This window comes from Pseudomonas sp. NFX183 (assembly GCF_047943075.1).
Classification (GTDB): Bacteria; Pseudomonadota; Gammaproteobacteria; order Pseudomonadales; family Pseudomonadaceae; genus Aquipseudomonas.
The window spans coordinates 5339384-5365053 of sequence record NZ_CP181333.1 but is presented as its reverse complement, the minus strand read 5'-3'; the positions used below and the strand labels follow the sequence as shown (position 1 = coordinate 5365053).

The following is a 25670-nucleotide window of genomic DNA, read 5'->3' as shown; positions in this document are numbered from 1 at the left end:
TAAATCAGTAACCCGTATTACCAACCAATCCAGTTACAAAAGGTGTCCTCATCATGTCTATCGCAACCCCCGTCGTTCGCTACCAGCACGTTGATGTCGATGGTGTGCGCGTGTTCTACCGTGAAGCCGGCGATCCTTCGGCTCCGGTCATGTTGCTGCTGCACGGGTTCCCCAGCTCGTCGCATATGTACCGCAACCTCATCCCGCTGCTCGCCACGCGCTATCGGGTCATCGCGCCCGATTTGCCAGGTTTCGGCTTCACCGAGGTGCCCGTCGAGCGCGATTACCAGTACAGCTTCGATAACCTGGCGATCAGCATCGGGCATTTCGTCGATGCGCTGAAACTGAGCCGCTACGCCCTGTACGTTTTCGATTACGGAGCACCCGTGGGCCTGCGCCTGGCGGTGGCGCATCCGGAACGGGTCAGCGCGCTGGTCTCGCAAAACGGCAACGCGTATCTGGAAGGGCTGGGCGATGCCTGGGCGCCGATTCGCGCCTACTGGGCGGACGCGAGCGCAGCCAATCGCGAGGTGATCCGCAACGCGGTCATCAGCCTGGAAGGCACGCGCTACCAGTACTTGCATGGAGTGAGTCAGCCGGAGTTGGTCGCACCGGAGTCCTACATGCTGGACGTGCTGTTGATGCAACGCCCGGGCAACGACGAAATCCAGCTGGACCTGTTTCTCGACTACCGCAATAACCTCACGCTGTACCCGGCGTTCCAGGCATTTTTCAAAGCCAGCCAGGTGCCGACGCTGGCGATCTGGGGTCAGAACGATCCGTTTTTTATCCCGCCTGGCGCCCATGCCTACAAGGGCGACAACGCCAACGCGGTGGTTGAACTGCTGGACACCGGCCACTTCGCCCTGGAAACCCATGCGGCCCATATCGCCGGGCGTATTCACGCGGTGCTGGGGCATGCCATCGATTGATGGCGCTTCACGAAACCCTGCTCTCGTCCAGTGAATAATACGCACTGGCCGGGTGCCAATGGCCCCTGTTAAAACAGCGCAAAGTCCTACTCACGCTGGAGACGCATCCCATGAGCACCTGGCCAGACTCGCGAATCATCGACCTGCTGGGCATTCAACTGCCCATCATCCAAGCCCCTATGGCCGGTGCCACGACCACCGCCATGGTGATTGCCGCCAATCAAGCGGGTGCGCTGGGCTCGATGCCCGCCGCAGCGCTGACCATCGAGCAACTGCGCGAAGCCTTGAGCACGATCCGCCAGGCAAGTACCCGCCCCATCAACGTGAATTTCTTCTGCCATCAACCGCCCGACGCCGATGAGGCCGGCGACCGTCGCTGGAAGGACCTGTTGCAACCCTACTACCGCGAACTGGGCGCCGATTTTGATGCGCCAACACCCGTTTCCAACCGCGCGCCCTTTAACGAGGCCGCCTGCCAGGTGGTCGAGGCGTTCCGCCCCGAGGTGGTGAGTTTTCACTTTGGCCTGCCGGAAAAAACCTTGCTCGACCGGGTAAAAGCCACCGGCGCCAAAGTGCTGTCATCCGCCACCACCGTGGAAGAAGCGGTCTGGCTGGAACAGCATGGGTGCGATGCAATTATTGCGATGGGGATTGAGGCCGGCGGGCATCGTGGCTTGTTTCTCAGCAACGACCTCAATACCCAGATCGGCTTGATGGCGCTGGTACCGCAGATCGTCGACGCCGTCAGCGTGCCCGTGATTGCGGCCGGCGGTATTGCTGATGCGCGCGGCATCGTCGCGGCCCTTGCTCTGGGCGCATCAGCCGTACAAATCGGCACCGCCTACCTGTTTACGCCAGAAGCCAACGTCAGCGCCTCCCACGCCGCTGCGCTGCGTCGTGCCCAGGCCAGCGAAACCGCGCTGACCAACCTGTTCACCGGCCGCCCGGCGCGAGGCATCGTCAACCGCGTGATGCGTGAACTGGGCGCGATCAATCCGGCGGCGCCTGCCTTCCCCACGTCCGGTGGTGCCCTGATGCCGCTCAAGGCCAAGGACGAGGCGGGTTTCAGCAACCTGTGGTCGGGCCAGGCATTGCGCCTGTGCAAAGATGCATCCACTTATGACCTGACTCGCGAGCTGGCCGCGCAGGCGCTGGCAAAGCTCAAGCAGAACTGACGTCAGGGGCAACTTTGCGCTGTACCGGCGATGGCCAACCGCTATATATTCCCCTACATAGCGGTAAAGCCTTCTATCTATAACGAGCCGTACACCCTCAAAGGAGCTGCTTCATGATGATCCGCGCCTCGCGCCTGGCCCCCACAGCCCTCGCCACCCTGATCGCCGCCTTTGCCCTGGGCTCGGCGCAGGCCGACGAAGTGCAGGTGGCCGTGGCCGCCAACTTCACCGCGCCGATCCAGGCAATCGCCGCCGACTTCGAGAAAGACACCGGCCACAAACTCGTTGCGGCCTATGGCGCCACCGGCCAGTTCTATACGCAGATCAAGAACGGCGCGCCGTTCGAAGTGTTCCTCAGCGCAGACGACACCACCCCCAAAAAGCTCGATGACGAAGGCGCTACCGTCAAAGGTTCGCGCTTTACCTACGCGGTCGGCACCCTGGCGCTGTGGTCGGCCAAGCCAGGCTACGTCGATGCCAAAGGCGAGGTGCTGAAGAAAAACCAGTACCAGCACTTGTCCATCGCCGACCCCAAAACTGCACCTTACGGCCTGGCCGCCACTCAAGTGCTGGCCAAGGAAGGTCTGAGCGAGCAGGTCGCAGACAAGCTGGTCACCGGGCAGAACATCACCCAAGCCTTCCAGTTCGTCTCCACCGGCAACGCTGAACTGGGCTTCGTCGCCCTGTCGCAGATCTACAAGGACGGCAAAGTCACCCGCGGTTCGGCGTGGATTGTGCCCGCCTCGCTGCACGATCCGATCAAGCAAGACGCGGTGATCCTCACCAAAGGCAAGGACAGTGCCGCAGCCAAAGCCCTGGTCGACTACCTCAAAGGCCCGAAAGCCGCTGCGGTGATCAAGTCCTACGGTTACGAGCTGGGCCAGTAAATGCCGCTGTCGAGTGCCGATTTTTCCGCGATCTGGTTGACCCTCAAACTGGCGTCACTGACCACCGTGATCCTGCTGGTCATCGGCACTCCGATTGCGCTGTGGCTGTCGCGCACCCGTTCCTGGTGGCGCGGCCCCATCGGCGCAATCGTTGCCCTGCCGTTGGTATTGCCGCCGACGGTCATCGGGTTTTACCTGCTGTTGACCATGGGGCCCAATGGCTATTTCGGCCAATTCACCCAATGGCTGGGCCTGGGCACCCTGACCTTCAGCTTCACCGGGCTGGTACTGGGTTCGGTGATCTACTCCATGCCGTTTGTGGTGCAGCCGTTGCAAAACGCCTTCGGCGCCATCGGTACACGCCCCCTGGAAGTGGCCGCAACCTTGCGCGCCAACCCGTGGGACACCTTTTTCACGGTGATCCTGCCCCTGGCCCGCCCGGGGTTTATCACCGCGTCGATTCTCGGCTTTGCGCACACCGTCGGTGAGTTCGGCGTGGTGCTGATGATCGGCGGCAATATCCCCAACAAAACCCGCGTGGTCTCGGTGCAGATCTACGACCACGTCGAAGCCATGGAATACGCCCAGGCGCACTGGCTGGCCGGCTCCATGGTGGTGTTCGCCTTCCTCGTATTGCTGGCGCTTTACTCCAGCCGTAAAACCAAGATGGCCTGGAGCTGATCGCGATGATTGAGGTACGCCTGCAACTGAATTACCCAGGCTTTGCGCTGAAGGTGGACTTGAAATTGCCCGGCCGTGGTGTGACCGCTTTGTACGGGCATTCCGGCTCGGGCAAGACCACCTGCCTGCGCTGTATCGCCGGGCTGGAGCGTGCCGAAGACGGCTTTGTGCAGATCAACGATCAAGCCTGGCAAGACAGCCGCAACGGGCTGTTTGTGCCGCCGCACAAACGCGCATTGGGCTATGTGTTTCAGGAAGCGAGCCTGTTTCCCCACCTGTCGGTGCGGGCCAACCTGGAATTCGGCTTCAAGCGTATTGCTCGTCAGCAGCGGCGCGTGGACATGGCTCACGCCACCGAACTGCTGGGTATCGCCCATTTGCTCGACCGCCACCCGCAGCATCTGTCCGGCGGTGAACGCCAACGCATCGGCATCGCCCGCGCGCTGCTCACCAGCCCCCAATTGCTGTTGATGGATGAACCCCTGGCGGCGCTGGACAGCAAACGCAAAAGTGAAATTTTGCCGTACCTCGAACGCCTGCACGACGAGCTCGATATCCCCGTGCTGTACGTCAGCCATGCTCAGGACGAAGTAGCGCGGCTGGCCGATCACATCGTGTTACTCAGTGACGGCCAGGCGCTGGCCAGCGGCCCCATCGGTGAAACCCTGGCGCGGCTCGATTTGCCCATGGCCCTGGGTGACGATGCCGGGGTAGTGATCAATGGCAGCGTCAGTGCCTACGACGCGCACTATCACCTGCTGACGCTGCAATTGCCCGACAGCGCGTTATCGATGCGCGTTGCCCATGCGCCGTTGGCGCTGGGCAAACAGCTGCGCATCAAGGTGCAGGCACGCGATGTCAGCCTCAGCCTGCAGGCGCAGGAACCCAGCAGTATCCTCAATCGCTTGCCGGTGACGGTGACCGGGGAGATCTGTGCCGACAACAACGCCCATGTGCTGGTGCGCCTCGACGCCGGCGGCACGCCGTTGCTGGCGCGCATCACGCGGTTTTCCCGCGACCAGTTGCAGCTGCATCCCGGCCAGGCGCTGTGGGCGCAAATCAAGGCGGTGGCGGTGCTGGCTTAAGAATTTGGCACGAGCGCAAAACCCTGCGGTCAATCAGAAATACCGGCCTGATTACTGCCAAGGAATTTGCACCATGCCCGACTCCGCGTTGCTTGCCGACCTGCCCCGCGACCTGCATTACGTTGACGACACCCAACCGGGTATCCGCCGCAAGAAGCTGCGCGGCAAGTTTCAGTATTTCGACGTCAACGGTGAGCGCATCACCGATGCCGACGAAATCAAACGCCTGAACTCATTGGCTGTGCCACCCGCCTACACCGACGTGTGGATCTGCGCCGACCCGCGCGGCCATTTGCAAGCCACCGGCCGCGATGCCTGTGGCCGCAAGCAATACCGCTACCACCCGCGTTGGCGTGAGGTGCGCGACACCGACAAATATTCGCGCCTGAAACAGTTCGGCAATGCTCTGCCGAAACTGCGCGCGCAACTGGAAGCACAAATCGCCGCGCCCGGTTTCACCCGCGAAAAAGTCCTGGCCACCGTGGTGATGCTGCTCGATGCCACGCTGATTCGAGTGGGCAACACCCAGTACGCGCGGGACAACAAATCCTACGGCCTGACCACGCTGCGCACCCGCCATGTCGACATCAAGGGCAGCGAGATACTGTTCCAGTTTCGCGGCAAGAGCGGCGTCGAGCATCAGGTCAGCGTCAAGGACCGGCGCCTGGCCACGGTGGTCAAGCGTTGCCTGGAATTGCCAGGGCAAAACCTGTTTCAGTACCTGGATGAGGACGGTGAACGGCATACCGTCAGCTCCCATGACGTCAACGCCTACCTGCACAGCCTCACCGGCGCCGACTTCACTGCCAAGGACTACCGCACCTGGGCCGGCACCGCCCTGGCCTTGGCCGTATTGCGCGAACTGGAGTGGCAACCGGAATCGGATGCCAAGCGGCATGTGGTCGCCATGGTCAAGGACGTTGCCAAACAGCTGGGCAATACCCCGGCGGTGTGCCGCAAGTGCTATATCCACCCCGCCGTGCTGGAGCATTTCAGCCTGGGCGAATTGTCCAAGCTGCCCAAACCCCGAGTGCGCAAGGGCCTGAAAGCCGAAGAAGTTGCGCTGGCGATGTTCCTTGAGCAATTGGCCGCGGACTTGCCGAAAAACGCCAAGGTGGGTTAGCCTTTGCGCCTCTTCCGACTCACGGGATGCACGCCGACGTGAACAACTAAGCCTTCCAAAATGTACCTGCAACGAGCCGCTTGGCGCGCTTGTTGGCCTGTCCGACATTTTTTTGGAGGTGCTGATGACTGACGTCAAACGGCCGCCCGTACTCGTTTCATTGCAACACCTGTCCTTGCAGTTCGCCGATGGCGAAACCCTGCTGAACAACCTCAACCTGTCGATTGATCACGCGCCCACCGGGATTGTCGGGCGTAATGGCCGGGGCAAAAGCCTGCTCGCCAAGCTGCTTGCCGGGCTGCTGGCGCCCACTGGCGGCACGTTGAAAAGCTCGGCCAGCGTGGCATATGTGCCGCAGGCGCTGGCCGTCCAACCGGGCGAAACCGTCGCCGACATCACCGGCACCGCCCAGGTGTTGGCCGCCCTTGAGCGGCTGGCCCGCGGTGAGGCGCGCGCGGATGATCTCGCGCTGATCGATGATCGTTGGGACCTTGCCGAACGCCTGCGCACCGCGCTGGGTGCAGCCGGGTTGCAGCAACTCGACGCTGCCACGCCAGCCGATCAACTCAGTGGCGGCCAACTGGCCAGGGTTGCGGTGATCGGCGCGCTTTTGGCCACGCCGCAGTTGCTGATTCTCGATGAGCCAACCAACCACCTCGACAGCGCCGGCCGTGACTGGCTGCTGCGCACGCTGGCAGCCTGGCCCGGCGGCCTGGTAGTGGTCAGCCATGACCGGCAACTGCTCAATGCGATGGCGCGCATCATCGAGCTGTCGCCGCTTGGCGCAAAGGTGTATGGCGGCAACTACGATGCCTATCGCTTGCAACGCGACAGCAAACAGCACGCGGCCATGGCCGCCCTGGAACACGCCCGCCTGGCGCGCAGCCGCGAACGCAAACGTCTGCAGAAGGATCATGACAACCTGCAGCGCAACGCCGCCCGCGCACGTAAACACGCAGAAACCGCCTACGTCACCGGGTTTACCAAAGCCCGCTGGAAAGGCGCCGCCAAGGAAATCGTCAGCAGCGTGCGCAGCGCGCATCACGCATACAAACACGAGCTCGATGCGCAGGTACGCCAAGCCCATGAGCGTGTGGAGGATCACTCGCCCACGTTGCTGGCCCTGCCCGGTTCAGCACTGCCCAATGGACGACAGGTTTTGAGCGCGGAAAACGCTCAACTGCCGTGGCTTGATCCGCAGCAAGCCTGCAGCTACGTCACGCTCAACCTGGCGGGCCCGGTGCGCATGGCCGTGCGCGGGCCGAACGGTTGCGGCAAATCCACGTTGCTCAAGGTGCTTGCGGGCCAATGGCCGGTGGTCAGTGGTGAATGCGCCGTGCATGTGGCCAGTGCCTATATCGACCAGCACCTGACGCTGCTGGATGGCAACCGTAGCATTGTCGAACAGCTCAACCTGCTCGACACCCCGCTGGCCGAAGCCGAGCTGCGCACGCGTTTGGCGTTGCTGCAACTGGATGCCCTGCGGGTGACTCAACCCACCCGCCAGTTGAGCGGCGGGGAACGCCTGAAGGCCGCGATGGCGATTGCCTTGTGGCGCGAGGTGCCGGCGCAACTGCTGTTGCTGGACGAGCCGACTAACCACCTGGACCTTGAATCCGTGCTGGCCTTTGAACAGGCGTTGCAGGGTTTTACCGGGGCGATGGTGGTGGTCTCCCATGACGAGACGTTTGTGCAGGCCGTCAGGCCGACGCATTTTTTGACCTGGCAGCGTCAGGGCTGGCGGCTGGAGTGTGTCTGAGGTCATTGCGCGCGCAACCAAAGCGTCCTACGGTAGTGGCCGAATAATCTCACCGAGGAACCTGGGGCCATGCTGCCTTCATCGCGCAAACCCTACGCCAACGCCGCACTCGCTCACCGCCAACGCTGGCGCGGGCGGGTTGGCTTGATGCTGGTGGCCAGCCTTTCAGTGCTGGCCGGCATGACCGATGCGATAGGCTTTATGGCCAGCGGCGATTTTGTTTCGTTCATGAGCGGTAACACCACGCGCCTGGCCGTGGCGATCAGCGCAGGCGACTTGGGCCTTACCGGGCGCTTGTTGTTGCTGGTCGCAACCTTTGTCGTCGGCAACGCCCTGGGCGTGGTAATCAGCCGCCTCAGCCGCCGGCACGCGCTGCCCTTGCTGCTGTGCATTGCGGCCTTGCTGTGCGGCGCCGCCGTGTGGCCCTTCGACGACACCTTGCCCGCGCTGCTGGCAACGATTGTGGCGATGGGTATGCTCAATGCCGCAGTGGAAGAGGTAAACGGTTTGCCGGTGGGCCTGACTTATGTGACAGGCGCCCTCTCACGCTTCGGGCGCGGGCTGGGCCGCTGGGTGCTGGGAGAACGGCGCAATGGCTGGAGGGTGCAACTGATTCCGTGGGCCGGCATGTTCGTGGGCGCGGTGATCGGCGCGGTGCTGGAGCACCAGCTCGGCCTGAAGGCGCTGCTGGTCAGTGGCGCGTTCGCCGCGTTGCTGGGCGTAGTGTCGCTAAAGATTCCGCGGCGCTGGCACTTGGGTTACATGCCACGCTAAGAGAAAAGAGGCCCGCTCGACGTTGCGGCCTCGACGTCCGTGTACTGGTAAAGAGCCATCACGTCGAGCGAGCGGGGGAATGATAAGCCAATGTCCGTCGGCTGTCCCGCCGGGCTTTTCCGAATATCACTTAGGCAAAGGATTACAGGCAGGTCGCGAGCGCGGCCAGTCGGCGCTTGGCGGGCATCGTGTCGGCGACGGCGAAGTAATTGACGGTAGAGCCGGCGCCGGCACTGCGCACGTCGACAAAATAATCGCCGCCGGTGGTGTAGACGGTAAAACCGCCTGCTTCGATCGGCTCCTTGAAGCCTCCGGCGTCAACGCCAAATACCGCCTCGTCCTGCCAGCCGAACTGAATGCATTGGGCAACCACCAACGGCGTCTTGTCCGAAGCCAGCGTTTTGTACGGCACGCCGGTGCGCGCATTGTTCATTTTCGAGCCCGCGCAACCGGACAGTACTGCCAGTGCCAATGCGCCAATTACCAGCTTTCGCATGCCATCGCCTCCTTGGAAAAAAACGCGACTCTACCATTAGCAGGCGACACTCAAGGATTATTACGTCACGCTGTCCCCTACTTATGCCCCCGCTTGCCCCTGGAAACCCGATGACGCCCAACGCCGAACGCTATAACCCTTCCACTGACTACGCCGACAAGCTGATCAGCCGCATCGGCCAGACGCCGACGTGGATTGCCAAGCGCATCGGCGTCACCGACAAGCGCATCCGCTGCATCCTCGATGGCGAACGCACGGTAAAGGGTGAAAGCACGCCGATCCAGATGACCTACACCGAGCAGTTCGCCCTGGAATGCCTGGCGGCGGAGGCCAAAGCCAAGAAGCCGCCAAAAGCTGCGGCCGGATGAATTTAGTTTCACTGTGAAGGGTGCTCGCGCTGCCTATAGTTGGCAGGCTCATTTTTAAGAAGTCTCACTTCTGCCCGCCCTCCCGCGGGCTTTTTTTTGCCTGGGTGTTGGTGGATGACCTCCAGCTACTTATCCGCGCATCAAAACCACCAACGAAACAAATAAAACAGCCCCATGCTCAGCAGCACCGTGATCAACACGCTGCGCGTCCAGAACATCAACGCCACCGCGCAGATCCCAGCGAGCAAGTAAGGATTGGCCGGGCTCACGTTGAGCTTGTGCTCAGCGAGAAAAATGATCGGCCCGCAAATCGCCGTCAGCATTCCCGGCACGGCAAACCCGAGAAACTCGCGCGCGCCGCGATTGAGGCGCACCGGCAGACGCGGCTCGATGAACAAGTAGCGGTTGAGAAACACCACAAGGCCCATGGCCACAATCATGATGTAGATCATCGTTGCCCTACTCCCAGCCGCTTGCAGGCAAACCCTGCGCCCATCCCCAGCACGCCCGACATCACCACCGCCGACTCCCAGTGCAAGTAACTCAGCCATACCGAACACAACAGCGAGACCGCCACGCAGACCACCGTGGGCACGTCGCGCACCACCGGCGTGATCAAGGCGATAAAGGTTGCGGCAATGGAAAACTCCAGTCCCAGTTGATCAAGCCCCGGAATGCTTTTGCCGAGCACGATGCCCGCCAGGGTGAAGAGGTTCCAGATGATGTAGAACGTCAGGCCGACGCCCAGCGCATACCAGCGATTGAAGGTTTGACGGTCATAGTGGTTGACCAGCGCGAAAAATTCGTCCGTCAGCAAAAAGCCCAGGCTCATGCGCCAGCGCACATTGAGCGACGAGAGCGTCGGGCGCATGTGCATGCCGTAAAGCAGATGCTGGGATGTGAGCAGCAAGGTGGTCAGCACAATCGAGATCAGGCTGGCACCGCTCTTGACCATGCCGATCGCCACCAGCTGCGCGGCACCGGCGAACACAATGGCGGACAAACCCTGAGCTTGCAGCGGAGTAAATTGCGCATCAATCGCCATGGAGCCGGCCAACAAACCCCAGGGCGCACAGGCCAGAGACAGTGGAATAACGGCAAGGGCGCCGCGACCGAAGGCGTAATGAGGTAAGGCTGTAGGCATGGAGACGGCTCATCGACAGACAGTCGACAAGCATGCCAGCGTGATACGAGGCGTGTCTTGAACGATCGTGCTCAGGCAAGCCTGACCGAGACCTGCTCCACCGAGTCACGCGCTTCGCGCAACTCATGGGCATCCTGGTTGAGCCGGTGAATGGTATTGAGCAGGCGCTGGCGCAGCACTTCATCGCCGAGTTTTTCGACGGCGCGCATCAGGTCAAACGCCGCGGTTTCGTTATTGTCCGCGACAGAATCGAGGGTTTTGCGCAGGTTGCGAGTGGCACGGGTCACGCGAGTTCTTCCTTCATCAGCAATGGGCAGGCACTTTAGGACATTCGTGTTTCATTTTAATTTCAGACACTTGTGGCTGATTGTCGGGCATTTGATCCACGTCAACGGAATTCAGGATTTGACCTACATATATGGCAAACCATATATTCGCAACGCTATCCATACCAAGACCTCGATCATGTCCGCCCCCCTCTCTCCGCCCGAGCTGTTCAAATGCCTGGCCGATGCCACGCGCGTACGGTTGATGTTATTGATCCTGCGCGAGGGCGAACTTTGCGTGTGCGAACTGATCCATGCTCTGTGCGACAGTCAACCCAAGATCTCCCGCCATCTGGCGCAACTGCGCAGTGGTGGGCTTTTGCTGGATCGTCGCCAGGGTCAATGGATCTACTACCGCATCAATTCGGCACTGCCCGACTGGGTCACCCAAGTGCTGGACACCACCTTGCAAGCTAACCAGCCATGGTTGCAAAACGACGCGCAGCGTCTTGATGCAATGGGCAACAGACCACAACGGGCCGGCACCTGCTGCTGAGCCATCGGAGCGTTTATTCATGCTTGTCGCAATTGCGATTTTTATCTTCACCATCGTTCTGGTCATCTGGCAGCCCAAAGGCCTTGGGGTCGGCTGGAGCGCAACCATGGGCGCGATTCTGGCCCTGGCGTGCGGGGTCATCAGCCTGTCTGACATCCCGGTGGTGTGGCACATCATCTGGAACGCCACCGGCACCTTTGTCGCGCTGATTATCATCAGCCTGTTGCTCGATGAAGCCGGGTTCTTTGCCTGGACCGCGTTGCATGTAGCACGCTGGGGCCGGGGGCGTGGCCGGCGCCTGTTTGCCTATATGGTGCTGCTCGGCGCCTTGGTGTCGGCATTGTTTGCCAACGACGGCGCGGCGTTGATCCTCACACCGATCGTGATGTCGATGCTGCTGGCGTTGCGCTTTTCCCCGGCGGCCACCCTGGCCTTCGTGATGGGCGCCGGGTTTATCGCCGACACGGCGAGCTTGCCGTTGGTGGTGTCGAACCTGGTGAACATCGTCTCGGCGGATTATTTCAAGATCGGCTTCAACGAATACGCAGCGGTCATGGTGCCGGTCAACTTCGTCAGCGTTGCTGCGACGCTGGCGGTGCTGCTGTGGTTTTTCCGCCGCGATATTCCGCAGGCCTACGACCCCGCCGACCTTGATGACCCGGCCAGCGCCGTCCACGACCGTGCGACCTTTCGTGCCGGGTGGTGGGTACTCGGGATTTTGTTGGTCGGCTGTTTCGCCCTGGAGCCGCTGGGCATTCCGATCAGTGCGATCTCCGCCGTGTGCGCCGTTTTGCTGCTGGTGATCGCCGCCAAAGGCCACAAGATTTCCACGCGCAAAGTGCTGAAGGACGCCCCGTGGCAGATCGTGGTGTTTTCCCTGGGCATGTACCTGGTGGTCTACGGCTTGCGTAACGCGGGTTTGACCACCTACCTGGCAACCTGGCTCGACACCTTCGCCACCTACGGCGTGTGGGGCGCGGCGATGGGCACCGGGGTGCTGACGGCGCTGCTGTCGTCGGCCATGAACAACCTGCCGACGGTGTTGATCGGCGCGCTGTCCATCGAATCCAGCCATGCCGTGGGCGTGGTCAAGGACGCGATGATCTACGCCAACGTGATCGGCAGCGACCTGGGCCCGAAAATCACTCCCATCGGCAGCCTGGCCACGCTGCTGTGGCTGCATATTCTTGCGCGCAAAGGCATCAGCATCACGTGGGGCTACTACTTCAAGGTCGGAATTGTGCTGACGTTGCCGGTGCTGTTGATCACCCTGGCGGCGCTCGCCTTGCGCCTGAGTCTGTGAAGACGTGTGCGGTGAACCGACTCTGGATGAGCTGGGCAACCGATGTCAGCATCCAGCATTACAAAAAAGGTAATCGCGACCTTGATCGTCCCGGCGTCATTGCCGTCGCCAGCAACCCTGACTACCTGGGCAGTTACCGATATCGATAGTGATGACGAGCGTATTTATAAAAAACACGCGTCCTCGTTTGCATCAATGAAATATTTAAAACCCTGAACCTCTTTTTGGAAGGTGCAGAGCTTACTGAACAGTCATCCTGCCCAGTAAGCTCGCCCCCCAAATAGCGACCTCCTTAAGCGCACGTTGCAGCCAGTGGTCGATCTGAACACCCTCGTCAGCGTATGCTCACGGCTGATTTTCTATCGAGCCGACCTATGAGCGCCATGCAACACGCCTGGCTGGGCAACTACGAAGTCACCCATACACGCTGCACAGGCCTGACCTTTGCCCGCCATAGCCATGATGAATGCGTGATCGGCGTAAACCTGGCCGGCGAGGAAAGCGTTTGGCTCGACCGCCGCGAGTTCCAGGCCGGGCCTGGCAGCATCACGTTGTACAACCCCGGGCAGATTCAAGGCGGCGGCGCGGCTGATGGCGCACCCTGGCATTTTGTCAGCCTGTACGTCGCGGCCGACGCGTTGGCGGCTGACTTGGGGCTGGCCCAGGTGGAATTTGATCGCTCGCTCTGCTTCCAGCCCGACCTGGCACAGCGCCTGGCTGCGGCGGTCAAGGGAGCCTTGAACGACGACCCATTGCTTCGCGAGATTAACGAAGACGCCTTGGTTTTGCTGCTGGGTGAAGTGGTGGGTGCCAGCGGCGTGCGCCTGCCCGGCGCTGCCACGGGCGGCAAAGGCATGATCCGCCGCGCCCAGGAGCTGCTCGCCGAGCAACTGAGCCAAGCGCTGCCGCTGGACCAGCTGGGCGATGAGCTGGGCTTGTCCAAATTCCATCTGTTGCGCACCTTCCAGAAAGAAACCGGGCTGAGCCCCAGGCAGTGGGCGATGCAATTGCGTACGTGTCGTGCCAAGGGACTCTTGCGCCGCGGCGCCTCGGCCAGCGACGTCGCGCATGAGCTGGGGTTTGCTGACCAAAGCCATCTCAACCGGCACTTTCGCGCCGCCTATGGCATTACCCCAGGCCGCTATCAAAGCCTGTTGAAACGCTGAAAGCGCAATCTGGTTCAAGACACCTGCGCCACACAGCCGCACACTGCGCGCCTCTGTTGAAGGAAAGCGGCATGGTCACGATCTTTTTTTACGCGCTGGTATTCGGTTTTGTGTTTTGCCTCTCACCCGGCGCGGTGCTGGCAGAAACCTTGCGCCGTGGCTTGCTCCATGGGTTCACCTCTGCCTTGCTGGTACAGATCGGTTCGCTGGTGGGCGACGCCGCCTGGGCGGTGATCGGCCTCACCGGCATCGCCCTGCTGATTGAGCATGAAGCCGTGCGTGTTCCGCTGACGATTGTGTGCGCGGTGTACCTGGCCTGGCTCGGTGTGCGCAGCCTGATCGACGCCTGGCACCTGCCCGCGGCGGACAGCGGGCCGGTCCGCTCCGGACAGAATGCGCTGGCGGTGGGCGCGGCCATTTCCCTGGCTAACCCGAAGAACATTGTGTACTGGGGCGCGTTGGGCAGCGCCTTGTCCGGGATCGTCGGCGCCACGCCCAGCCCTGGGCAAACCCTGATGTTTTTTGCAGGTTTCATGCTGGCGTCGGTGCTGTCGTGTTTTCTGATTGCGGTGCTGGTCAATCTGTTACGCAAAAACGCCTCGCCGCTGTGGCAGCGCGTCAGTTACGGCGCGTGCGGTTTAGTGTTGATCTATCTGGCAGTTCTGGCTGCACAGGGCGTATGAAGTTATATATCCCATAACTAACCGTGCCCCCTTGTCTGAATAAACTCTGAACGCAGACTGATTTAATTAATCATGCGTTGACATTTTGTAACCGTCTGAGTAGATTGCCCGTGCCCGCAACTGGGGCCTTTTTTAAACCTCACAAAAGAAGCCAATGGACACAGTATCTAGTCGCTGTCCGAGCACCGCTTTAGCGGGCATCGGGCGCCAAACCCAGAATATGACAGGACTCGCCTTCCAGGTCCGGTAAGCTGCGCTAGAGCTTGATGCTCCACCGTAACTGCCTCACCGGTCGCCCGTCCGGTCCCGAGGTGTGTTATGACCTTCCAACTCATTGCTTTGCCCGATGTACGTACGCTGGCCGCCGCCCTGCGCGCCAAGCTGTGCCGCGAGCCCGCAGGCTTTTCGCCTACCCGGGCCACGTTTGCTGCACCCTCCCCTCAAGCCAGTAAAGACCAAGCGCGTCCGGCCCCGGTGTTGGCGCACTGGCACCTGTGCCCTGCCAGCGGCCAACTGCTGCAGCACTGGGACCATGCCGACCCTCAAGACCCGCAGAGACCCCAGGTTTCCATGCTGGCTCAAGCGCGCCTGATGTTCGGACTTTACCTGAGCACTCGCAGCGCTTAACCCGGCTGGAAACAGCAACTTTCTAATTGATGTTCTGGAGTTCTTTATGAACACGTCCAGTAGTAGCCCGCTGCGCGTTAGTTAACTAACGCGCGCGTGGCGGGCGCTGTAGAAGTTATGTGAACACCTTATTTAAACCGATCGCGAAGTTTGCGGCTCGGCATGCTTTCGCTCGCCTGTCTTCAGGTAAGTACCGGGTATGTTTTGTCGAGAATTGGCGACAGGAGTACAGACAATGAGCGCCGTAAAAAACACGCCTCTGCACAAGAAAAATGGCACCGACACCGACACCAAACTGTCGATGCGCGCCGCCCGCGAAGCCCAGAACAGCCTGCAGGCCACCCTCGCCAACGTGCGAGCCACCCAGGATGGCCTGACCGAACTGGACGCCTCGGCGCGTCTGCAACGCGAAGGCTTTAACGAAGTGGCCCACGACAAGCCGCCTCACGCCCTCGTCCAGTTCCTGCAGGCGCTGAACAATCCCTTCATCTACGTGTTGCTGACCCTGGCGGGCATCAGCTTTGTCACCGACTATTGGCTGCCGTTGCAGGCCGGTGAAGAAGTCGACCTGACCAAAGTCATCATCATCATGACCATGGTGCTGCTCAGCAGCCTGCTGCGCTTCTGGCAGGAACACCGCTCGGCCAAATCCGCCGAAGCACTCAAAGCCATGGTGCGCACCACCGCCACAGTGCTGCGGCGTGAGCAAGTCGGCGCTCAGCCGACCCTGCGCGAAGTGCCGATGCGCGACCTGGTCGCCGGCGATATCGTGCAACTGTCGGCCGGCGACATGATCCCTGCCGATGTGCGCCTGATCGAATCACGCGACCTGTTTATCAGCCAGGCCGTGCTGACCGGTGAAGCCTTGCCGGTCGAAAAATACGACACGCTCGGCGATGTCACGCAAAAATCCGCCTCTTCGCTGGCGGCCGACCAAGGCAACCTGCTCGACCTGCCCAACATCTGCTTTATGGGCACCAACGTGGTCAGTGGCCGCGCCAAGGCCGTGGTGGTCGCCACCGGGCCGCGCACTTACTTTGGCTCGCTGGCCAAGGCGATTGTCGGCTCGCGGGTGCAGACCGCGTTCGACCGTGGGGTCAACAGCGTCAGCTGGCTGTTGATTCGCTTCATGCTGGTAATGGTGCCGATCGTGTTCCTGCTCAATGGCTTCTCCAAAGGCGACTGGGGCGATGCATTCCTGTTCGCTCTGGCGGTGGCGGTGGGCCTGACCCCGGAAATGCTGCCGATGATCGTCAGCGCCAACCTGGCCAAGGGCGCTACCGCCATGGCCAAGCGCAAAGTGGTGGTCAAGCGCCTGAATGCGATCCAGAACTTCGGCTCGATGGACGTGCTGTGCACCGACAAGACCGGCACCCTGACCCAGGACAAGATCATCCTCGAACACCACGTCAACGCCTTTGGCCAACGTGATGATGCGGTGCTGTCCCTGGCCTGGCTGAACAGCTACCACCAAAGCGGCATGAAAAACCTGATGGACAAGGCCGTGGTGCAGTTCTCGGAACACAACCCCAAGTTCCAGCGGCCATTTGCCTATAGCAAGGTCGATGAATTGCCGTTCGACTTCGTGCGCCGTCGCCTGTCGATCGTGGTCAAGGACGCCGCCGGTGACCAGTTGCTGGTGTGCAAAGGCGCGCTGGAAGAGATGCTGAGCATTTCCACCCACGTCATGGAAGATGGCGCTGCAGTGCCGCTGGATGATCGTCGCCGTGACGAGCTGCTGGCACTGGCCAATGACTACAACGAGGATGGCTTTCGCGTACTGGTGGTCGCCACCCGCAACATCCCCAAATCCCTGGCTCGCCAGCAGTACACCACCGCCGATGAGCGCAACCTGATCATCCAGGGCTTCCTGACCTTCCTGGATCCACCGAAGGAAACCGCAGGCCCGGCGATTGCGGCGCTGCAACAAATTGGCGTGGCGGTGAAGGTGCTGACCGGCGACAACGCGGTGGTCACCAGCAAGATCTGCCGCCAGGTCGGCCTGGAGCCTGGTCAACCACTGCTGGGCGTAGAAATCGAAGCGATGGACGACGCGACGCTGCTGCGCCGCGTGGAAGAACGCACCGTGTTTGCCAAGCTGACGCCGCTGCAGAAATCCCGGGTGCTCAAAGCGCTGCAAGCCAACGGTCACACCGTCGGCTTCCTCGGCGACGGCATCAACGATGCGCCAGCGCTGCGCGATGCCGACGTGGGCATCTCGGTGGACAGCGGCACCGACACCGCCAAGGAATCAGCCGACATCATCCTGTTGGAAAAGAGCCTGATGGTGCTGGAAGAAGGCGTGCTCAAGGGCCGCGAAACCTTCGGCAACATCATGAAGTACCTGAACATGACCGCCAGTTCCAACTTCGGCAACGTGTTCTCGGTGCTGGTGGCCAGTGCGTTCATTCCGTTCATGCCGATGCTGGCGATCCACCTGCTGCTGCAAAACCTGATGTACGACATCTCTCAGTTGGCCCTGCCGTGGGACAAGATGGACAAGGAATACCTGGCCAAACCGCGCAAGTGGGATGCGAAAAACATCGGCCGCTTCATGATCTGGATCGGGCCGACCTCGTCGATCTTCGACATCACCACCTTTGCGCTGATGTGGTACGTGTTCAGCGCCAACAGTGTGGAAATGCAGACCCTGTTCCAGTCCGGCTGGTTTATCGAGGGGCTGCTCTCGCAAACCCTGGTGGTGCACATGTTGCGCACCCGCAAGATCCCGTTCTTCCAGAGCACGGCCGCCTGGCCGGTGTTGATGATGACCGCCCTCGTCATCGGCCTGGGGATCTACGTGCCGTTCTCGCCGCTGGGCACCCTGGTCGGCCTGCAGCCGCTGCCGCTGGCGTACTTCCCATGGCTGGTCGGCACGCTGTTCGCCTACTGCTGCGTGGCCCAACTGATGAAAACGATCTACATCCGCCGCTTCAAGCAGTGGTACTGATCACCCGCCTCTGAAACGGTGGCCGTCGCCCGGCGGCCACCGTGCAACACAAGGATTCTGACTATGCGCGTGTTGATCTGTGCAGGTCGTCATTACGCCGACACCAAAAAGTCCCGCCAAGTGCTGGACGCTTACCACCGCCTGCGCCCGGTGCAGGTATTGATTCACGGCGGCAACCAATTCCTGGGCAGTGACGTTGAGGAATGGGCGCGGGAAATCGGCATCGACGTGGTGCGCTACCCGCCCAATTGGCAACGCCATGGCAAGCAGGCGGAACGCCAGCGCAACCATTTCATGCTGACCGACAGCCGCCCCGACGTGGTCATCGCCCTGCCGGGTGGTGACGACACCTCGGAGCTGGTCTGCCAGGCCAAAGCCAGCGGCATTTCGGTGCTGACCGTAGAAAGCTGAATTCAAGCGAGGTGCATCATGCACAAAAAACATACCCCTCATCGCCAAGACGGGTTTGCCAAATATCGCGCACGTCACTATCGCGGCGCTCGCCATACTCTGTTGCTGCTGCCGCCGGCCAAGCGGCGTGCACTGCAACGCAACCTTACGTTTATTGGCGTGACCCTGGGCCTTGTCCTGCTCATCGCGCTGCTTTCCAAAGCTCACGCAGCCGGTGGCGCCTATGTGGTTGATGACGGCGCGGTCAACGCCCCAGGCGAATGCAATGTGGACGCCTGGTACACCGCCAATCGGCACCAAGGCAACAGCCACAGCGAAACCTTGAACCCGGCCTGTACCTTCAACGCACTGCCCTCGGTGCAATGGAGCGCCGCATTGTCGCGCGCCAGCCAGGCCGGTGATGCCCAAACGCAGGTCAGCCCGCAAGTGAAGGCCCAGGTGTGGTCACGCGACGACCTGGGGCTACAGCTGGCAGTTTCGGCAACGTCGCATGTTGCCTTGGATCGCCAACACGCGTTCGACGGTGCGGACCTGAATGTGCCATTGACCTGGCAACCTGTCCAAGCGCTGCGCCTGAACCTGAATGGCGGCTGGACGCATGCCTACAACGGCGGCGAGCAAAACCACCGCCTGACCTGGGGCACGGGGTTCGAATATCAGCTTGCGCATGCTTTGACGCTGATCGGTGAGCGCTACGGCCAGGAAGGCGGCGACCAGGCGTGGCAGGCCGGGCCCCGCTTCCATCTGGGCGCGTTGGTGGATGTGGATGTCGTCGTCGGGCAGAGCCTGAGCGGCGAGCGCGACCAGTGGTTGACGACCGGCGCCACCCTACGTTTCTAAGCCTTGGCTTGCTGTTCCAGGTGCAGTTGCAGATCAGGATCGAGCTGCAACTGCCCTGCCAGTTCATCCAGATAGCTACGCTCGCCTTCCTGTTGATCATTGACCAGCATCACGCTGGCCAGGTAGATCTCCGACGCCACCGCCGGGTCACGCGCATACTCGGCAAAATCGGCAGCATTGAGCGGCTTGGCCACTTCGGCGTCGAGCCATTGCTGCAATTGTGGGTCATCGGTGTGGCGGCCGATTTCGGCGCTAATCATCTGCTGCTCCTGCGCGTCGATCTTGCCATCCGCCTTGGCGGCCGCAATCAATGCACGCAACAGTGCATGGCTGTGGGCCTCGGCCTCAGGGCCGTCGAGCTGGTCAACCGTCTGAATGGCTTGCTGGGGTGCAGACGCCTGCTGTCGTTGCCAGGCCTGATACGCCTGAAACGCGGCCATCCCGAGGGACGCCAGTGCCGCGTAATTCATCCCGCCGGAACGCGCCTGCGTCGTACCGCCGGCGGGCGCACCGCGCAGCAGCCCACCGAGACCACCCAACAATCCGCCCAACCCACCGCCGGCCGAGGCAGTGCCGGTGCCGGTGCTGGTACCTTTGAGCAAACCGCCCAACAGGCCGCCCAGGCCACCGCCCGAGGTGGCGCTGCCTGACTGCCCGCGCAGCAATTGTTCCAATAGATCGCTGGTATTCATGGTCTTGCCCTCCCAGGGCGCAGTGTTGGCGTTCAACAACCATAGCCCGCCGCAGCTGGAACACCATGACCGCCGGGCAGGCACGCTCTATGATGACGCCATTGCGCCGTTGAGAGAGCCCCCCCCGTGAACCGTATCGAGCACATCGCGTTGATGGCCCACTACAACCAGTGGATGAACCGCAAACTCTACGACGCCGCCGGCACGCTGACGGACGCGGAGCTGGCGGCGGATCGACAGGCGTTTTTTGGCTCAATCCTCGGCACGCTGAATCACCTGGCGCTGGGGGATACCGTCTGGCTCAAACGCTTTGCCGAGCATCCAGCGGGCTTTTCGGCGCTGGCCCCCTTGAGTTCGATTGCCACACCCACCGACCTCAAGCAGCTGGCCTTTGCCGATATCCGCGCGCTATCAGCCCATCGCGCGTGGCTGGATCAGCTCATCATCGAGTGGGCGCATAGCCTGCGCGAGTCCGATCTGGACCAGCACCTGAGTTATCACAACATGCGCGGCGCAGCGAACCACAAGCCGTTCTTTGGCTTGCTGGTGCATTTTTTCAATCACCAGACCCACCACCGAGGCCAGACAACCACGCTGCTGACCCAGGCGGGCGTGGATGTAGGCGACACCGACCTGCTGGCACTGATTGACTGAACTCAGCGTGCGCTGAACGCGGCGTAGGCCTGCATCAAGCGTGGAAAGTCCTGCGGCTCAGGCAATTGCGCAAAGCTTTCGACGGCGGGCGTGGAGGCCCAGGGCAGCTTTTCGCTGGTCCAGGTTTCCATGAACGGCACGTAATCGTGGGCGTCATCCAACAACGTCGCGCGCACATTGACGAATTCGTCGATGCCATGGGGTCGGGTAAACAGCCAGCTCATGCAATGCGGGCAGCAATAGTGACGGTCCACACCGTGCAAGCCGCCGATGACCGGGCAACCCTGGGTCACGGTAAAGCCACTTGCGGGGATCAAGGCGCTGAGGGAGAAAGCGCTTGAGGTCATTTTCCGGCAGCCGCTGCAGTGGCAGGCCATGGTAATCACCGGCGGCAGGCTCACGCTGAAACGCACCCGGTTACAACGGCAACTGCCTTCCAAGGGCAACACGTCGACAGTCATCATTCATTCCTTTTTATGATTTTTGGCCCCACAGGGTAACGTTAACCTGCAGCGCAACAAAACCGAACGCCTCGCCGCGCCCGGGGTCCAAACCCTGAGGCAGCGGGGTTAATTGCCCCGCCCTGCTCACGTGCACCTGCTGGTCTGGGATGCGCGTACCCCCATAAGAAGGAGACGCTTACATGGTCACTCACTTCAAGGTCGCCGGGCATCTAGCCTGCGGCCACCACGGCAGCAACCTCACGTCCAGCACCGAGCTGAACCGAGTCAAATGCCGCACCTGCCGCAATACCGAAGCCTACAAAGAAGCGCGCCGCACACAACGCAATGCCGCCCGCCGCTCCGCGCGCAAAACCCAGACCCACACTGCCAGCGACTGGCGCAGTGCGTGGACACAACGCCTGACCGACCTGCCCGGGTTGCAGCGCTTGCCACGCGGGTTCAGTGGGCAGCGCTTTGTCTGATCTGTTCGGGTATTGAGAAAATATTCACCAGGTTCCCGTCGGGGTCCTGCAGCAGTGCGCAAGTATTGCCCCATGGCATGACCGTCACAGGCATTACCACTTGCGTGCTGCTGACCCGCAGCAGGATAGCTTCGACCTCCTCCACCTGAAACTCCAGGATCGCCGAGCGGTTACTCGCAGCGACGGCCAACCCGTTGTTATGCAAGCGGACCAAACGCTCGTCGCTTATCGCCAGAACCACACCCTCGAAGTGAATCTCGGCAAAACCATCAGCCCGATGCCGCGGCTCGATAGTCGACAGGTTTTGATAGAACCGTATGAGTTGCTCAAACTGTTGAGTCACGATGCGAACAGATGCAAATTTCATGAGCTGACCTGACTGGAATACGCAGGCGTACTCTAATTCAGGGCTGTGTCAGATAGTGACAGGAGCATGTCGTGGCGTGTCAAAACCTTCGCCCTGACGCCAGGTTTCTCGTGTAGATCACTGATCTGGCAAGCTTTTTCAACTTTGCGCGAATGCAACAAACACAACCTTCGACCTTGCATCCCAGCGCCTGGGTCTATATATTCCCAACCCTGCTGCACCGCGCTACCGCCCGAATGGCGAAACTGGTAGACGCATGGGACTTAAAATCCCCCGCTCGTAAGGGCGTCCCGGTTCGATTCCGGGTTCGGGCACCATGGATATCAAGGGCTTGCATGATGAATTTCATGCAGGCCTTTTTCTTTTGTGCAACGCAATTTTAGACAGTGCTGCGCAACGTCCCTTCCCTGGCGTCCTGCCGACAAGACACAAACCACCTTGCACACTGTTCGACCATGCAAAGCCGCCATTACTGCCTGTCACACCCCGAAAATAGCCTCAATTTCGATATTCAGTTCCGGGGAAAACAACTTTGAAACTTCGACCAGGGAGCTGGCAGGCAAATGCCCTTCATAGTGCTGCACCAGCACCTTGCGCAGTTCGCCGAGTTGACTGAAGTCGGTGATGAATAGCGTCACCTTCAAGAGTGCAGACATATCGGTGCCCTCTTCGGCGGCAACCGCTTTGATCTGCTCCAAAATAGCATTGGCCTGTTTTTCTAGGCTCTGCCCTTGAGCATCAGTTCCGAACGCTGTGAAGCCTGACAGGTACAGGGTATTGCCATGTTTCACCGAATGCGAATAGGGCCCCACGGCAGGAGGAAGTGCTGCGTAAGTTTTACGTTCGATATTATTGCTTGGCATATTGGCGTGTCCGAAATGTCAGTAGAACGGCCGTGGGAAACGTGAGGACTAAGGGGCCTGAATTGATTCGGCCTTTAGATTAATTGTCGTAGAAATACCACATGACAGTCGCCACTGTGGCGACCCACCCGAGGGTCAGCAGTATTGAAAGACCCGCGAGCCGCTTGTCCATCGTGCCCTTTCAGTTACCAAAATGATCGAAGTCAGAGCGTTCCCGGCAAGCGTAGTTCACTGCGCGAAGCCTGCAACGGTGCGCACGTCGTTGCGGCACGCTCCGCTTGGATTAATCGAACTTTCCCCTCCAACCCGCTTACGGTATGAGCGCCTGCAACTCATGAGCGCGCAATTATTTAGCGCGCCTATTATCCCGATGCATTCTTTTGTATTCCTGGATTTACGTCTGCCGCTCAAGCTGCAGCCGAGAGTCACTGTGCCGCATGAACAGTCTGTCTTGTTCGCGCTCAACAAAATGACGTGGGTTGCCACGCCAATAAATCCCGGCCCTCGGAGGCCTATATGAAATTAAGATCCTTGAATATCGCGCGCAGGGCTTTCGTCTGCTTTGGGCTAATTACACTCCTGCTCATAAGCCTGGCGGGCTTCTCGTATTTGCAGATAGATCACCTACGTAATGCAGAGCAGGACATCGAGCAAAACTCCCTGCCCAGCGTCCAGGTTATTGACGACATTCAAATCGCCCTGCTCCATGCTCGCCTTGAAAGTATTCGCATGCTGTCGAGCACGACCAAGGATGTGCATGATAAATCGCTGTCGTTGGTCGAAGGCGCCATACAGATGCTCCAGTCGAAGACAGCGTTTTACCGTGATCATCTGATTTCTGGCGAGCAGGATGAAATCCAGTTTTCGAAGACAAACCAAGCTATGAATGTCTACATCGACGGTCTCAAGAACGTACTTGCCCTCGATATTTCTGATCATGACCAAGCTGTCCTTTTTGCGAACACAGAGCAGGCACAGCGAGCAAGCGCCTATCAGGAGCAGCTAACAACACTTCGTGAGCAAAATGCGCGTCAGGCGGTGGTGTCGGGGCAAGACGCGACGGACGTATATACGCATAGCGTTAAAGTCTTGATCTCGGTACTGGTAGTCGCATTTATCTTAACCATCGTCCTGGCGACCCTGTTCACTAAAAGCATTGTCAGCCCCATCAGCGCCTCGCTGAAGTTGGCCGAAGATATCGCGTCTGGCGACCTCACCCACGACCTTGAAGTTACAGGTTCAGACGAAGCCTCACGCTTGATGCATGCGCTCAATCGGATGCAGAAAAATCTCAGAAACACGATCTTGGAAATCTCGGGAGCGTCTGCCCAACTGAGTACCGCAGCGGTTGAAATGACCTCGATCACCGAAAGTGCCGATCGCACCCTTCAGCAGCAAAACAGCGAAATAGAGCAAGCAGCCACAGCAGTGACCGAAATGAGCGCCGCCGTCGAAGAGGTCGCCCGCAATGCCAACTCCACATCTGAAGCGGCCACGCAGTCCAGCTTGGCGGCTGATCTGGGCAATCAAAAAGTGACTGAAACGTTAACGGCCATGCGCGGACTGACGGAACTGGTCGAAGTCTCCTCAACCCAGGTGAAAGAACTCGCAGGCCAGGCTCAAGACATCACCAAAGTTCTGAGTGTGATCAGGGCGATTGCCGAGCAAACGAATCTCCTGGCGTTGAATGCAGCAATTGAAGCGGCACGGGCGGGTGAACAGGGCCGTGGTTTTGCAGTGGTGGCCGATGAGGTTCGGGCTTTGGCGCACCGCACCCAAACGTCGACCCAAGAAATCGAACAGATGATATCCACCATCCAAGCCGGTTCTTCAGCCGCAGTCGAGTTGATGCACAAGAGCACCTCTGAGGTCTACACCACGCGAGATACGGCAGAGCAAGCAGGCCAATCGCTACGCCAAATTATTGATTCCGTACTGGAAATCAACGACCGCAATATTCAGATTGCAACCGCTTCCGAGGAGCAAGCTCACGTTGCACGTGACGTAGATCGCAGTCTCATCAGCATTCGTGACCTGGCAATTCAAAGCACTGAGGGTACCCGCCAGACGTTGACTGCAAGCAATGAATTATCACGTCTAGCAGTCAACTTGAATGACTTGGTTCTCCGATTCCGGACCTAAAAGCTGGATCAAGCACAGTGCGTTCATGGCACAGAGTTACCAATCAACAGTGACACGCTCAGCTACAGACAGCAGGGGATAAAAATGGCTTCTCATGAGATTGCCTTGCACTCTGTGCTGAGCGCAGATGAACGCTCTGAAATAGCTGAACTGGAGGCCACATGCGCTATTTTGCAGCTTGTTACGCGCCTTACAGGAATGCGATTTGCCGGGATTGCCAAATTCACGGAAAAGGACTGGATAGTTTGCTCAGTTTTCGACCCAACCCATCTAGGGATAGAGGCTGGAAATATCCTGGAGTTGGAAATCACCCTCTGCAGCGAGCTGAGAAGAAACCCCAAAGCCCTCTTCATTCCAAAAATCAGTGGCGATCGCAGATATTCAGATCGCCATGTCGTCAAGCGATACGGACTGGAAAGTTATGCAGGCGCTCCTATCTTCCTTCCTGATGGGCGACTCTTTGGTGCTTTATGCGCGCTGGACTCACGCTCAATATTGTTTGAAGACCCGGATCTTGAGGAGACTTTAGTTTTATTCGCCAAGTTAATAGGCTGCATTTTTTTCACCAACCTTGCTGCTGAACAAAAGCCAGCAAGTCCTTGTCAGGCTTCGTAGAACTAATTGATTGAATCGTCAGCGTGCAATGGCGCGAACGTATGCGTGGCAGGCCCGAATGGCAGCCCCTACGCAGCGTACCAACATACCGGACACCGCCCAGATCTAAGGAACGAGATGGGCAGCGCTGCAAGCCTGCCTTGCAGCCCCACCAAACGCCTGTCCAACCGGCCGTTGGTCAGCGAT

Annotated in this window: 29 protein-coding genes, 1 tRNA gene and 1 pseudogene; 23 read left to right on the top strand and 8 right to left on the bottom strand. The window is 60.0% G+C overall.

Annotation, left to right across the window (positions count from 1 at the left end; genetic code table 11):
* The first annotated feature begins 53 nt into the window (after positions 1 to 53).
* The 8 genes from ACM530_RS25200 (at position 54) to ACM530_RS25165 (ending at position 8416) form a co-directional block, all read left to right on the top strand.
* A complete protein-coding gene (locus ACM530_RS25200; RefSeq protein WP_416363437.1) occupies positions 54 to 932 on the top strand; it encodes an alpha/beta fold hydrolase in 879 nt (292 codons plus the stop codon).
* 110 nt (positions 933 to 1042) lie between these two features.
* Positions 1043 to 2107: an NAD(P)H-dependent flavin oxidoreductase gene (locus ACM530_RS25195; RefSeq protein WP_416363436.1), complete on the top strand. Its 1065-nt coding sequence runs from the start codon at positions 1043 to 1045 to the stop codon at positions 2105 to 2107.
* A 113-nt stretch (positions 2108 to 2220) separates the two neighbouring features.
* Positions 2221 to 2994 (top strand): molybdate ABC transporter substrate-binding protein, encoded by a 774-nt coding sequence (gene modA / locus ACM530_RS25190; RefSeq protein WP_242196494.1) that lies wholly within the window; start codon positions 2221 to 2223, stop codon positions 2992 to 2994.
* Positions 2995 to 3675, top strand: coding sequence for a molybdate ABC transporter permease subunit (modB, locus tag ACM530_RS25185; protein ID WP_404482932.1), 681 nt, complete (start codon positions 2995 to 2997; stop codon positions 3673 to 3675).
* 5 nt (positions 3676 to 3680) lie between these two features.
* Positions 3681 to 4760, top strand: a complete 1080-nt coding sequence (modC, locus tag ACM530_RS25180) for a molybdenum ABC transporter ATP-binding protein (RefSeq protein ID WP_145160903.1) — start codon at positions 3681 to 3683, stop codon at positions 4758 to 4760.
* 73 nt (positions 4761 to 4833) lie between these two features.
* Entirely contained in the window at positions 4834 to 5883 is a 1050-nt protein-coding gene (locus ACM530_RS25175; protein WP_416363435.1) for a DNA topoisomerase IB, read from the top strand.
* Between the two features lie 124 nt (positions 5884 to 6007).
* Positions 6008 to 7642, top strand: a complete 1635-nt coding sequence (locus tag ACM530_RS25170) for an ABC-F family ATP-binding cassette domain-containing protein (protein WP_416363434.1) — start codon at positions 6008 to 6010, stop codon at positions 7640 to 7642.
* Between the two features lie 69 nt (positions 7643 to 7711).
* A complete protein-coding gene (locus ACM530_RS25165) occupies positions 7712 to 8416 on the top strand; it encodes a YoaK family protein (RefSeq protein WP_369302917.1) in 705 nt (234 codons plus the stop codon).
* A gap of 142 nt (positions 8417 to 8558) precedes the next feature.
* Here ACM530_RS25165 and ACM530_RS25160 read toward each other — a convergent pair whose 3' ends face one another.
* A complete protein-coding gene (locus ACM530_RS25160; protein WP_145160910.1) occupies positions 8559 to 8912 on the bottom strand; it encodes a lipoprotein in 354 nt (117 codons plus the stop codon).
* 110 nt (positions 8913 to 9022) lie between these two features.
* Between ACM530_RS25160 and ACM530_RS25155 the strand changes: the two genes are divergently transcribed.
* On the top strand, positions 9023 to 9280 hold the full coding sequence (locus ACM530_RS25155; RefSeq protein WP_416363433.1) for a hypothetical protein: 258 nt from the start codon (positions 9023 to 9025) through the stop codon (positions 9278 to 9280).
* A gap of 140 nt (positions 9281 to 9420) precedes the next feature.
* Here the strand turns inward: ACM530_RS25155 and ACM530_RS25150 are convergent, their stop codons facing one another.
* The 3 genes from ACM530_RS25150 to ACM530_RS25140 all read right to left on the bottom strand — a co-directional run bounded on the left by ACM530_RS25150 (position 9421) and on the right by ACM530_RS25140 (position 10711).
* Positions 9421 to 9732 carry an AzlD domain-containing protein gene (locus ACM530_RS25150; protein ID WP_145160914.1) on the bottom strand — a complete coding sequence of 104 codons (312 nt, stop codon included), beginning with the start codon at positions 9730 to 9732 and terminating at the stop codon, positions 9421 to 9423.
* On the bottom strand, positions 9729 to 10424 hold the full coding sequence (locus ACM530_RS25145) for an AzlC family ABC transporter permease (RefSeq protein ID WP_416363432.1): 696 nt from the start codon (positions 10422 to 10424) through the stop codon (positions 9729 to 9731). Before ACM530_RS25145 ends, ACM530_RS25150 begins: the two co-directional genes overlap by 4 nt.
* A 71-nt stretch (positions 10425 to 10495) precedes the next feature.
* Positions 10496 to 10711 carry a hypothetical protein gene (locus tag ACM530_RS25140; RefSeq protein ID WP_043205333.1) on the bottom strand — a complete coding sequence of 72 codons (216 nt, stop codon included), beginning with the start codon at positions 10709 to 10711 and terminating at the stop codon, positions 10496 to 10498.
* Between the two features lie 178 nt (positions 10712 to 10889).
* Here ACM530_RS25140 and ACM530_RS25135 point away from each other — a divergent pair, with 178 nt between their 5' ends.
* From ACM530_RS25135 to ACM530_RS25100, 8 genes are all read left to right on the top strand, one after another.
* Positions 10890 to 11246 carry a metalloregulator ArsR/SmtB family transcription factor gene (locus ACM530_RS25135; RefSeq protein WP_416365123.1) on the top strand — a complete coding sequence of 119 codons (357 nt, stop codon included), beginning with the start codon at positions 10890 to 10892 and terminating at the stop codon, positions 11244 to 11246.
* 19 nt (positions 11247 to 11265) lie between these two features.
* Positions 11266 to 12549 (top strand): arsenic transporter, encoded by a 1284-nt coding sequence (locus ACM530_RS25130; RefSeq protein WP_145160920.1) that lies wholly within the window; start codon positions 11266 to 11268, stop codon positions 12547 to 12549.
* Positions 12550 to 12923: 374 nt separating this feature from the next.
* Positions 12924 to 13715: an AraC family transcriptional regulator gene (locus ACM530_RS25125; protein WP_416363431.1), complete on the top strand. Its 792-nt coding sequence runs from the start codon at positions 12924 to 12926 to the stop codon at positions 13713 to 13715.
* A 71-nt stretch (positions 13716 to 13786) separates the two neighbouring features.
* A complete protein-coding gene (locus ACM530_RS25120; RefSeq protein WP_416363430.1) occupies positions 13787 to 14398 on the top strand; it encodes a LysE family transporter in 612 nt (203 codons plus the stop codon).
* A 318-nt stretch (positions 14399 to 14716) separates the two neighbouring features.
* On the top strand, positions 14717 to 15025 hold the full coding sequence (locus tag ACM530_RS25115; protein WP_145160926.1) for a hypothetical protein: 309 nt from the start codon (positions 14717 to 14719) through the stop codon (positions 15023 to 15025).
* A gap of 235 nt (positions 15026 to 15260) precedes the next feature.
* Positions 15261 to 17975: a magnesium-translocating P-type ATPase gene (mgtA, locus tag ACM530_RS25110; protein ID WP_416363429.1), complete on the top strand. Its 2715-nt coding sequence runs from the start codon at positions 15261 to 15263 to the stop codon at positions 17973 to 17975.
* 63 nt (positions 17976 to 18038) lie between these two features.
* On the top strand, positions 18039 to 18386 hold the full coding sequence (locus tag ACM530_RS25105) for a DUF2493 domain-containing protein (RefSeq protein WP_106579131.1): 348 nt from the start codon (positions 18039 to 18041) through the stop codon (positions 18384 to 18386).
* Between the two features lie 18 nt (positions 18387 to 18404).
* A complete protein-coding gene (locus ACM530_RS25100) occupies positions 18405 to 19226 on the top strand; it encodes a hypothetical protein (RefSeq protein WP_416363428.1) in 822 nt (273 codons plus the stop codon).
* Here ACM530_RS25100 and ACM530_RS25095 read toward each other — a convergent pair.
* The gene (locus tag ACM530_RS25095; protein WP_404482942.1) at positions 19223 to 19918 is read right to left on the bottom strand and encodes a tellurite resistance TerB family protein; all 696 of its coding nucleotides are present in this window, start codon (positions 19916 to 19918) and stop codon (positions 19223 to 19225) included. The genes ACM530_RS25100 and ACM530_RS25095 overlap by 4 nt on opposite strands.
* Before the next feature lie 126 nt (positions 19919 to 20044).
* Between ACM530_RS25095 and ACM530_RS25090 the strand changes: the two genes are divergently transcribed.
* Positions 20045 to 20572, top strand: coding sequence for a DinB family protein (locus ACM530_RS25090; RefSeq protein ID WP_416363427.1), 528 nt, complete (start codon positions 20045 to 20047; stop codon positions 20570 to 20572).
* A 2-nt stretch (positions 20573 to 20574) separates the two neighbouring features.
* Here the strand turns inward: ACM530_RS25090 and ACM530_RS25085 are convergent, their stop codons facing one another.
* Positions 20575 to 21033, bottom strand: a complete 459-nt coding sequence (locus ACM530_RS25085; RefSeq protein WP_416363426.1) for a GFA family protein — start codon at positions 21031 to 21033, stop codon at positions 20575 to 20577.
* A 182-nt stretch (positions 21034 to 21215) separates the two neighbouring features.
* On the opposite strand from ACM530_RS25085, the gene ACM530_RS25080 reads away from it, so the two are divergent.
* Positions 21216 to 21497 (top strand): hypothetical protein, encoded by a 282-nt coding sequence (locus ACM530_RS25080; protein WP_145160938.1) that lies wholly within the window; start codon positions 21216 to 21218, stop codon positions 21495 to 21497.
* On the opposite strand, the gene ACM530_RS25075 is transcribed toward ACM530_RS25080, so the two are convergent.
* Positions 21475 to 21864 carry a VOC family protein gene (locus tag ACM530_RS25075; RefSeq protein ID WP_416363425.1) on the bottom strand — a complete coding sequence of 130 codons (390 nt, stop codon included), beginning with the start codon at positions 21862 to 21864 and terminating at the stop codon, positions 21475 to 21477. The two genes, ACM530_RS25080 and ACM530_RS25075, sit on opposite strands and share 23 nt — an antisense overlap.
* Positions 21865 to 22094: 230 nt before the next feature.
* On the opposite strand from ACM530_RS25075, the gene ACM530_RS25070 reads away from it, so the two are divergent.
* Positions 22095 to 22181 (top strand) — tRNA-Leu (locus ACM530_RS25070).
* 162 nt (positions 22182 to 22343) lie between these two features.
* Here the strand turns inward: ACM530_RS25070 and ACM530_RS25065 are convergent.
* Positions 22344 to 22727 (bottom strand): RidA family protein, encoded by a 384-nt coding sequence (locus ACM530_RS25065; RefSeq protein ID WP_369302928.1) that lies wholly within the window; start codon positions 22725 to 22727, stop codon positions 22344 to 22346.
* 516 nt (positions 22728 to 23243) lie between these two features.
* On the opposite strand from ACM530_RS25065, the pseudogene ACM530_RS25060 reads away from it, so the two are divergent.
* From ACM530_RS25060 to ACM530_RS25050, 3 genes and pseudogenes are all read left to right on the top strand, one after another.
* Positions 23244 to 23963 (top strand): annotated as a pseudogene (locus ACM530_RS25060) (MCP four helix bundle domain-containing protein); the annotation flags it as partial.
* Positions 23964 to 23987: 24 nt separating this feature from the next.
* Positions 23988 to 24869 carry a methyl-accepting chemotaxis protein gene (locus tag ACM530_RS25055; protein ID WP_416365122.1) on the top strand — a complete coding sequence of 294 codons (882 nt, stop codon included), beginning with the start codon at positions 23988 to 23990 and terminating at the stop codon, positions 24867 to 24869.
* Between the two features lie 84 nt (positions 24870 to 24953).
* Positions 24954 to 25484, top strand: coding sequence for a GAF domain-containing protein (locus ACM530_RS25050; protein ID WP_369302930.1), 531 nt, complete (start codon positions 24954 to 24956; stop codon positions 25482 to 25484).
* Positions 25485 to 25670 lie beyond the last annotated feature (186 nt).

What these genes read in the sequence shown, in the direction of transcription:
- ACM530_RS25195 (WP_416363436.1), top strand. Translation starts at nt 1,043, where the DNA reads ATGAGCACCTGGCCAGACTCGCGAATCATCGACCTGCTGGGCATTCAA.
- ACM530_RS25050 (WP_369302930.1), top strand. Translation starts at nt 24,954, where the DNA reads ATGGCTTCTCATGAGATTGCCTTGCACTCTGTGCTGAGCGCAGATGAA.
- ACM530_RS25055 (WP_416365122.1), top strand. Translation starts at nt 23,988, where the DNA reads ATGCATGCGCTCAATCGGATGCAGAAAAATCTCAGAAACACGATCTTG.
- ACM530_RS25135 (WP_416365123.1), top strand. Translation starts at nt 10,890, where the DNA reads ATGTCCGCCCCCCTCTCTCCGCCCGAGCTGTTCAAATGCCTGGCCGAT.
- modA (WP_242196494.1), top strand. Translation starts at nt 2,221, where the DNA reads ATGATGATCCGCGCCTCGCGCCTGGCCCCCACAGCCCTCGCCACCCTG.
- ACM530_RS25100 (WP_416363428.1), top strand. Translation starts at nt 18,405, where the DNA reads ATGCACAAAAAACATACCCCTCATCGCCAAGACGGGTTTGCCAAATAT.
- ACM530_RS25095 (WP_404482942.1), bottom strand. Translation starts at nt 19,918, where the DNA reads ATGAATACCAGCGATCTATTGGAACAATTGCTGCGCGGGCAGTCAGGC.
- ACM530_RS25155 (WP_416363433.1), top strand. Translation starts at nt 9,023, where the DNA reads ATGACGCCCAACGCCGAACGCTATAACCCTTCCACTGACTACGCCGAC.
- ACM530_RS25175 (WP_416363435.1), top strand. Translation starts at nt 4,834, where the DNA reads ATGCCCGACTCCGCGTTGCTTGCCGACCTGCCCCGCGACCTGCATTAC.
- ACM530_RS25125 (WP_416363431.1), top strand. Translation starts at nt 12,924, where the DNA reads ATGAGCGCCATGCAACACGCCTGGCTGGGCAACTACGAAGTCACCCAT.
- ACM530_RS25075 (WP_416363425.1), bottom strand. Translation starts at nt 21,864, where the DNA reads ATGAAATTTGCATCTGTTCGCATCGTGACTCAACAGTTTGAGCAACTC.
- ACM530_RS25165 (WP_369302917.1), top strand. Translation starts at nt 7,712, where the DNA reads ATGCTGCCTTCATCGCGCAAACCCTACGCCAACGCCGCACTCGCTCAC.
- ACM530_RS25200 (WP_416363437.1), top strand. Translation starts at nt 54, where the DNA reads ATGTCTATCGCAACCCCCGTCGTTCGCTACCAGCACGTTGATGTCGAT.
- ACM530_RS25085 (WP_416363426.1), bottom strand. Translation starts at nt 21,033, where the DNA reads ATGACTGTCGACGTGTTGCCCTTGGAAGGCAGTTGCCGTTGTAACCGG.
- ACM530_RS25115 (WP_145160926.1), top strand. Translation starts at nt 14,717, where the DNA reads ATGACCTTCCAACTCATTGCTTTGCCCGATGTACGTACGCTGGCCGCC.
- ACM530_RS25080 (WP_145160938.1), top strand. Translation starts at nt 21,216, where the DNA reads ATGGTCACTCACTTCAAGGTCGCCGGGCATCTAGCCTGCGGCCACCAC.
- ACM530_RS25120 (WP_416363430.1), top strand. Translation starts at nt 13,787, where the DNA reads ATGGTCACGATCTTTTTTTACGCGCTGGTATTCGGTTTTGTGTTTTGC.
- mgtA (WP_416363429.1), top strand. Translation starts at nt 15,261, where the DNA reads ATGAGCGCCGTAAAAAACACGCCTCTGCACAAGAAAAATGGCACCGAC.
- ACM530_RS25145 (WP_416363432.1), bottom strand. Translation starts at nt 10,424, where the DNA reads ATGCCTACAGCCTTACCTCATTACGCCTTCGGTCGCGGCGCCCTTGCC.
- modC (WP_145160903.1), top strand. Translation starts at nt 3,681, where the DNA reads ATGATTGAGGTACGCCTGCAACTGAATTACCCAGGCTTTGCGCTGAAG.
- ACM530_RS25105 (WP_106579131.1), top strand. Translation starts at nt 18,039, where the DNA reads ATGCGCGTGTTGATCTGTGCAGGTCGTCATTACGCCGACACCAAAAAG.
- modB (WP_404482932.1), top strand. Translation starts at nt 2,995, where the DNA reads ATGCCGCTGTCGAGTGCCGATTTTTCCGCGATCTGGTTGACCCTCAAA.
- ACM530_RS25160 (WP_145160910.1), bottom strand. Translation starts at nt 8,912, where the DNA reads ATGCGAAAGCTGGTAATTGGCGCATTGGCACTGGCAGTACTGTCCGGT.
- ACM530_RS25130 (WP_145160920.1), top strand. Translation starts at nt 11,266, where the DNA reads ATGCTTGTCGCAATTGCGATTTTTATCTTCACCATCGTTCTGGTCATC.
- ACM530_RS25065 (WP_369302928.1), bottom strand. Translation starts at nt 22,727, where the DNA reads ATGCCAAGCAATAATATCGAACGTAAAACTTACGCAGCACTTCCTCCT.
- ACM530_RS25150 (WP_145160914.1), bottom strand. Translation starts at nt 9,732, where the DNA reads ATGATCTACATCATGATTGTGGCCATGGGCCTTGTGGTGTTTCTCAAC.
- ACM530_RS25170 (WP_416363434.1), top strand. Translation starts at nt 6,008, where the DNA reads ATGACTGACGTCAAACGGCCGCCCGTACTCGTTTCATTGCAACACCTG.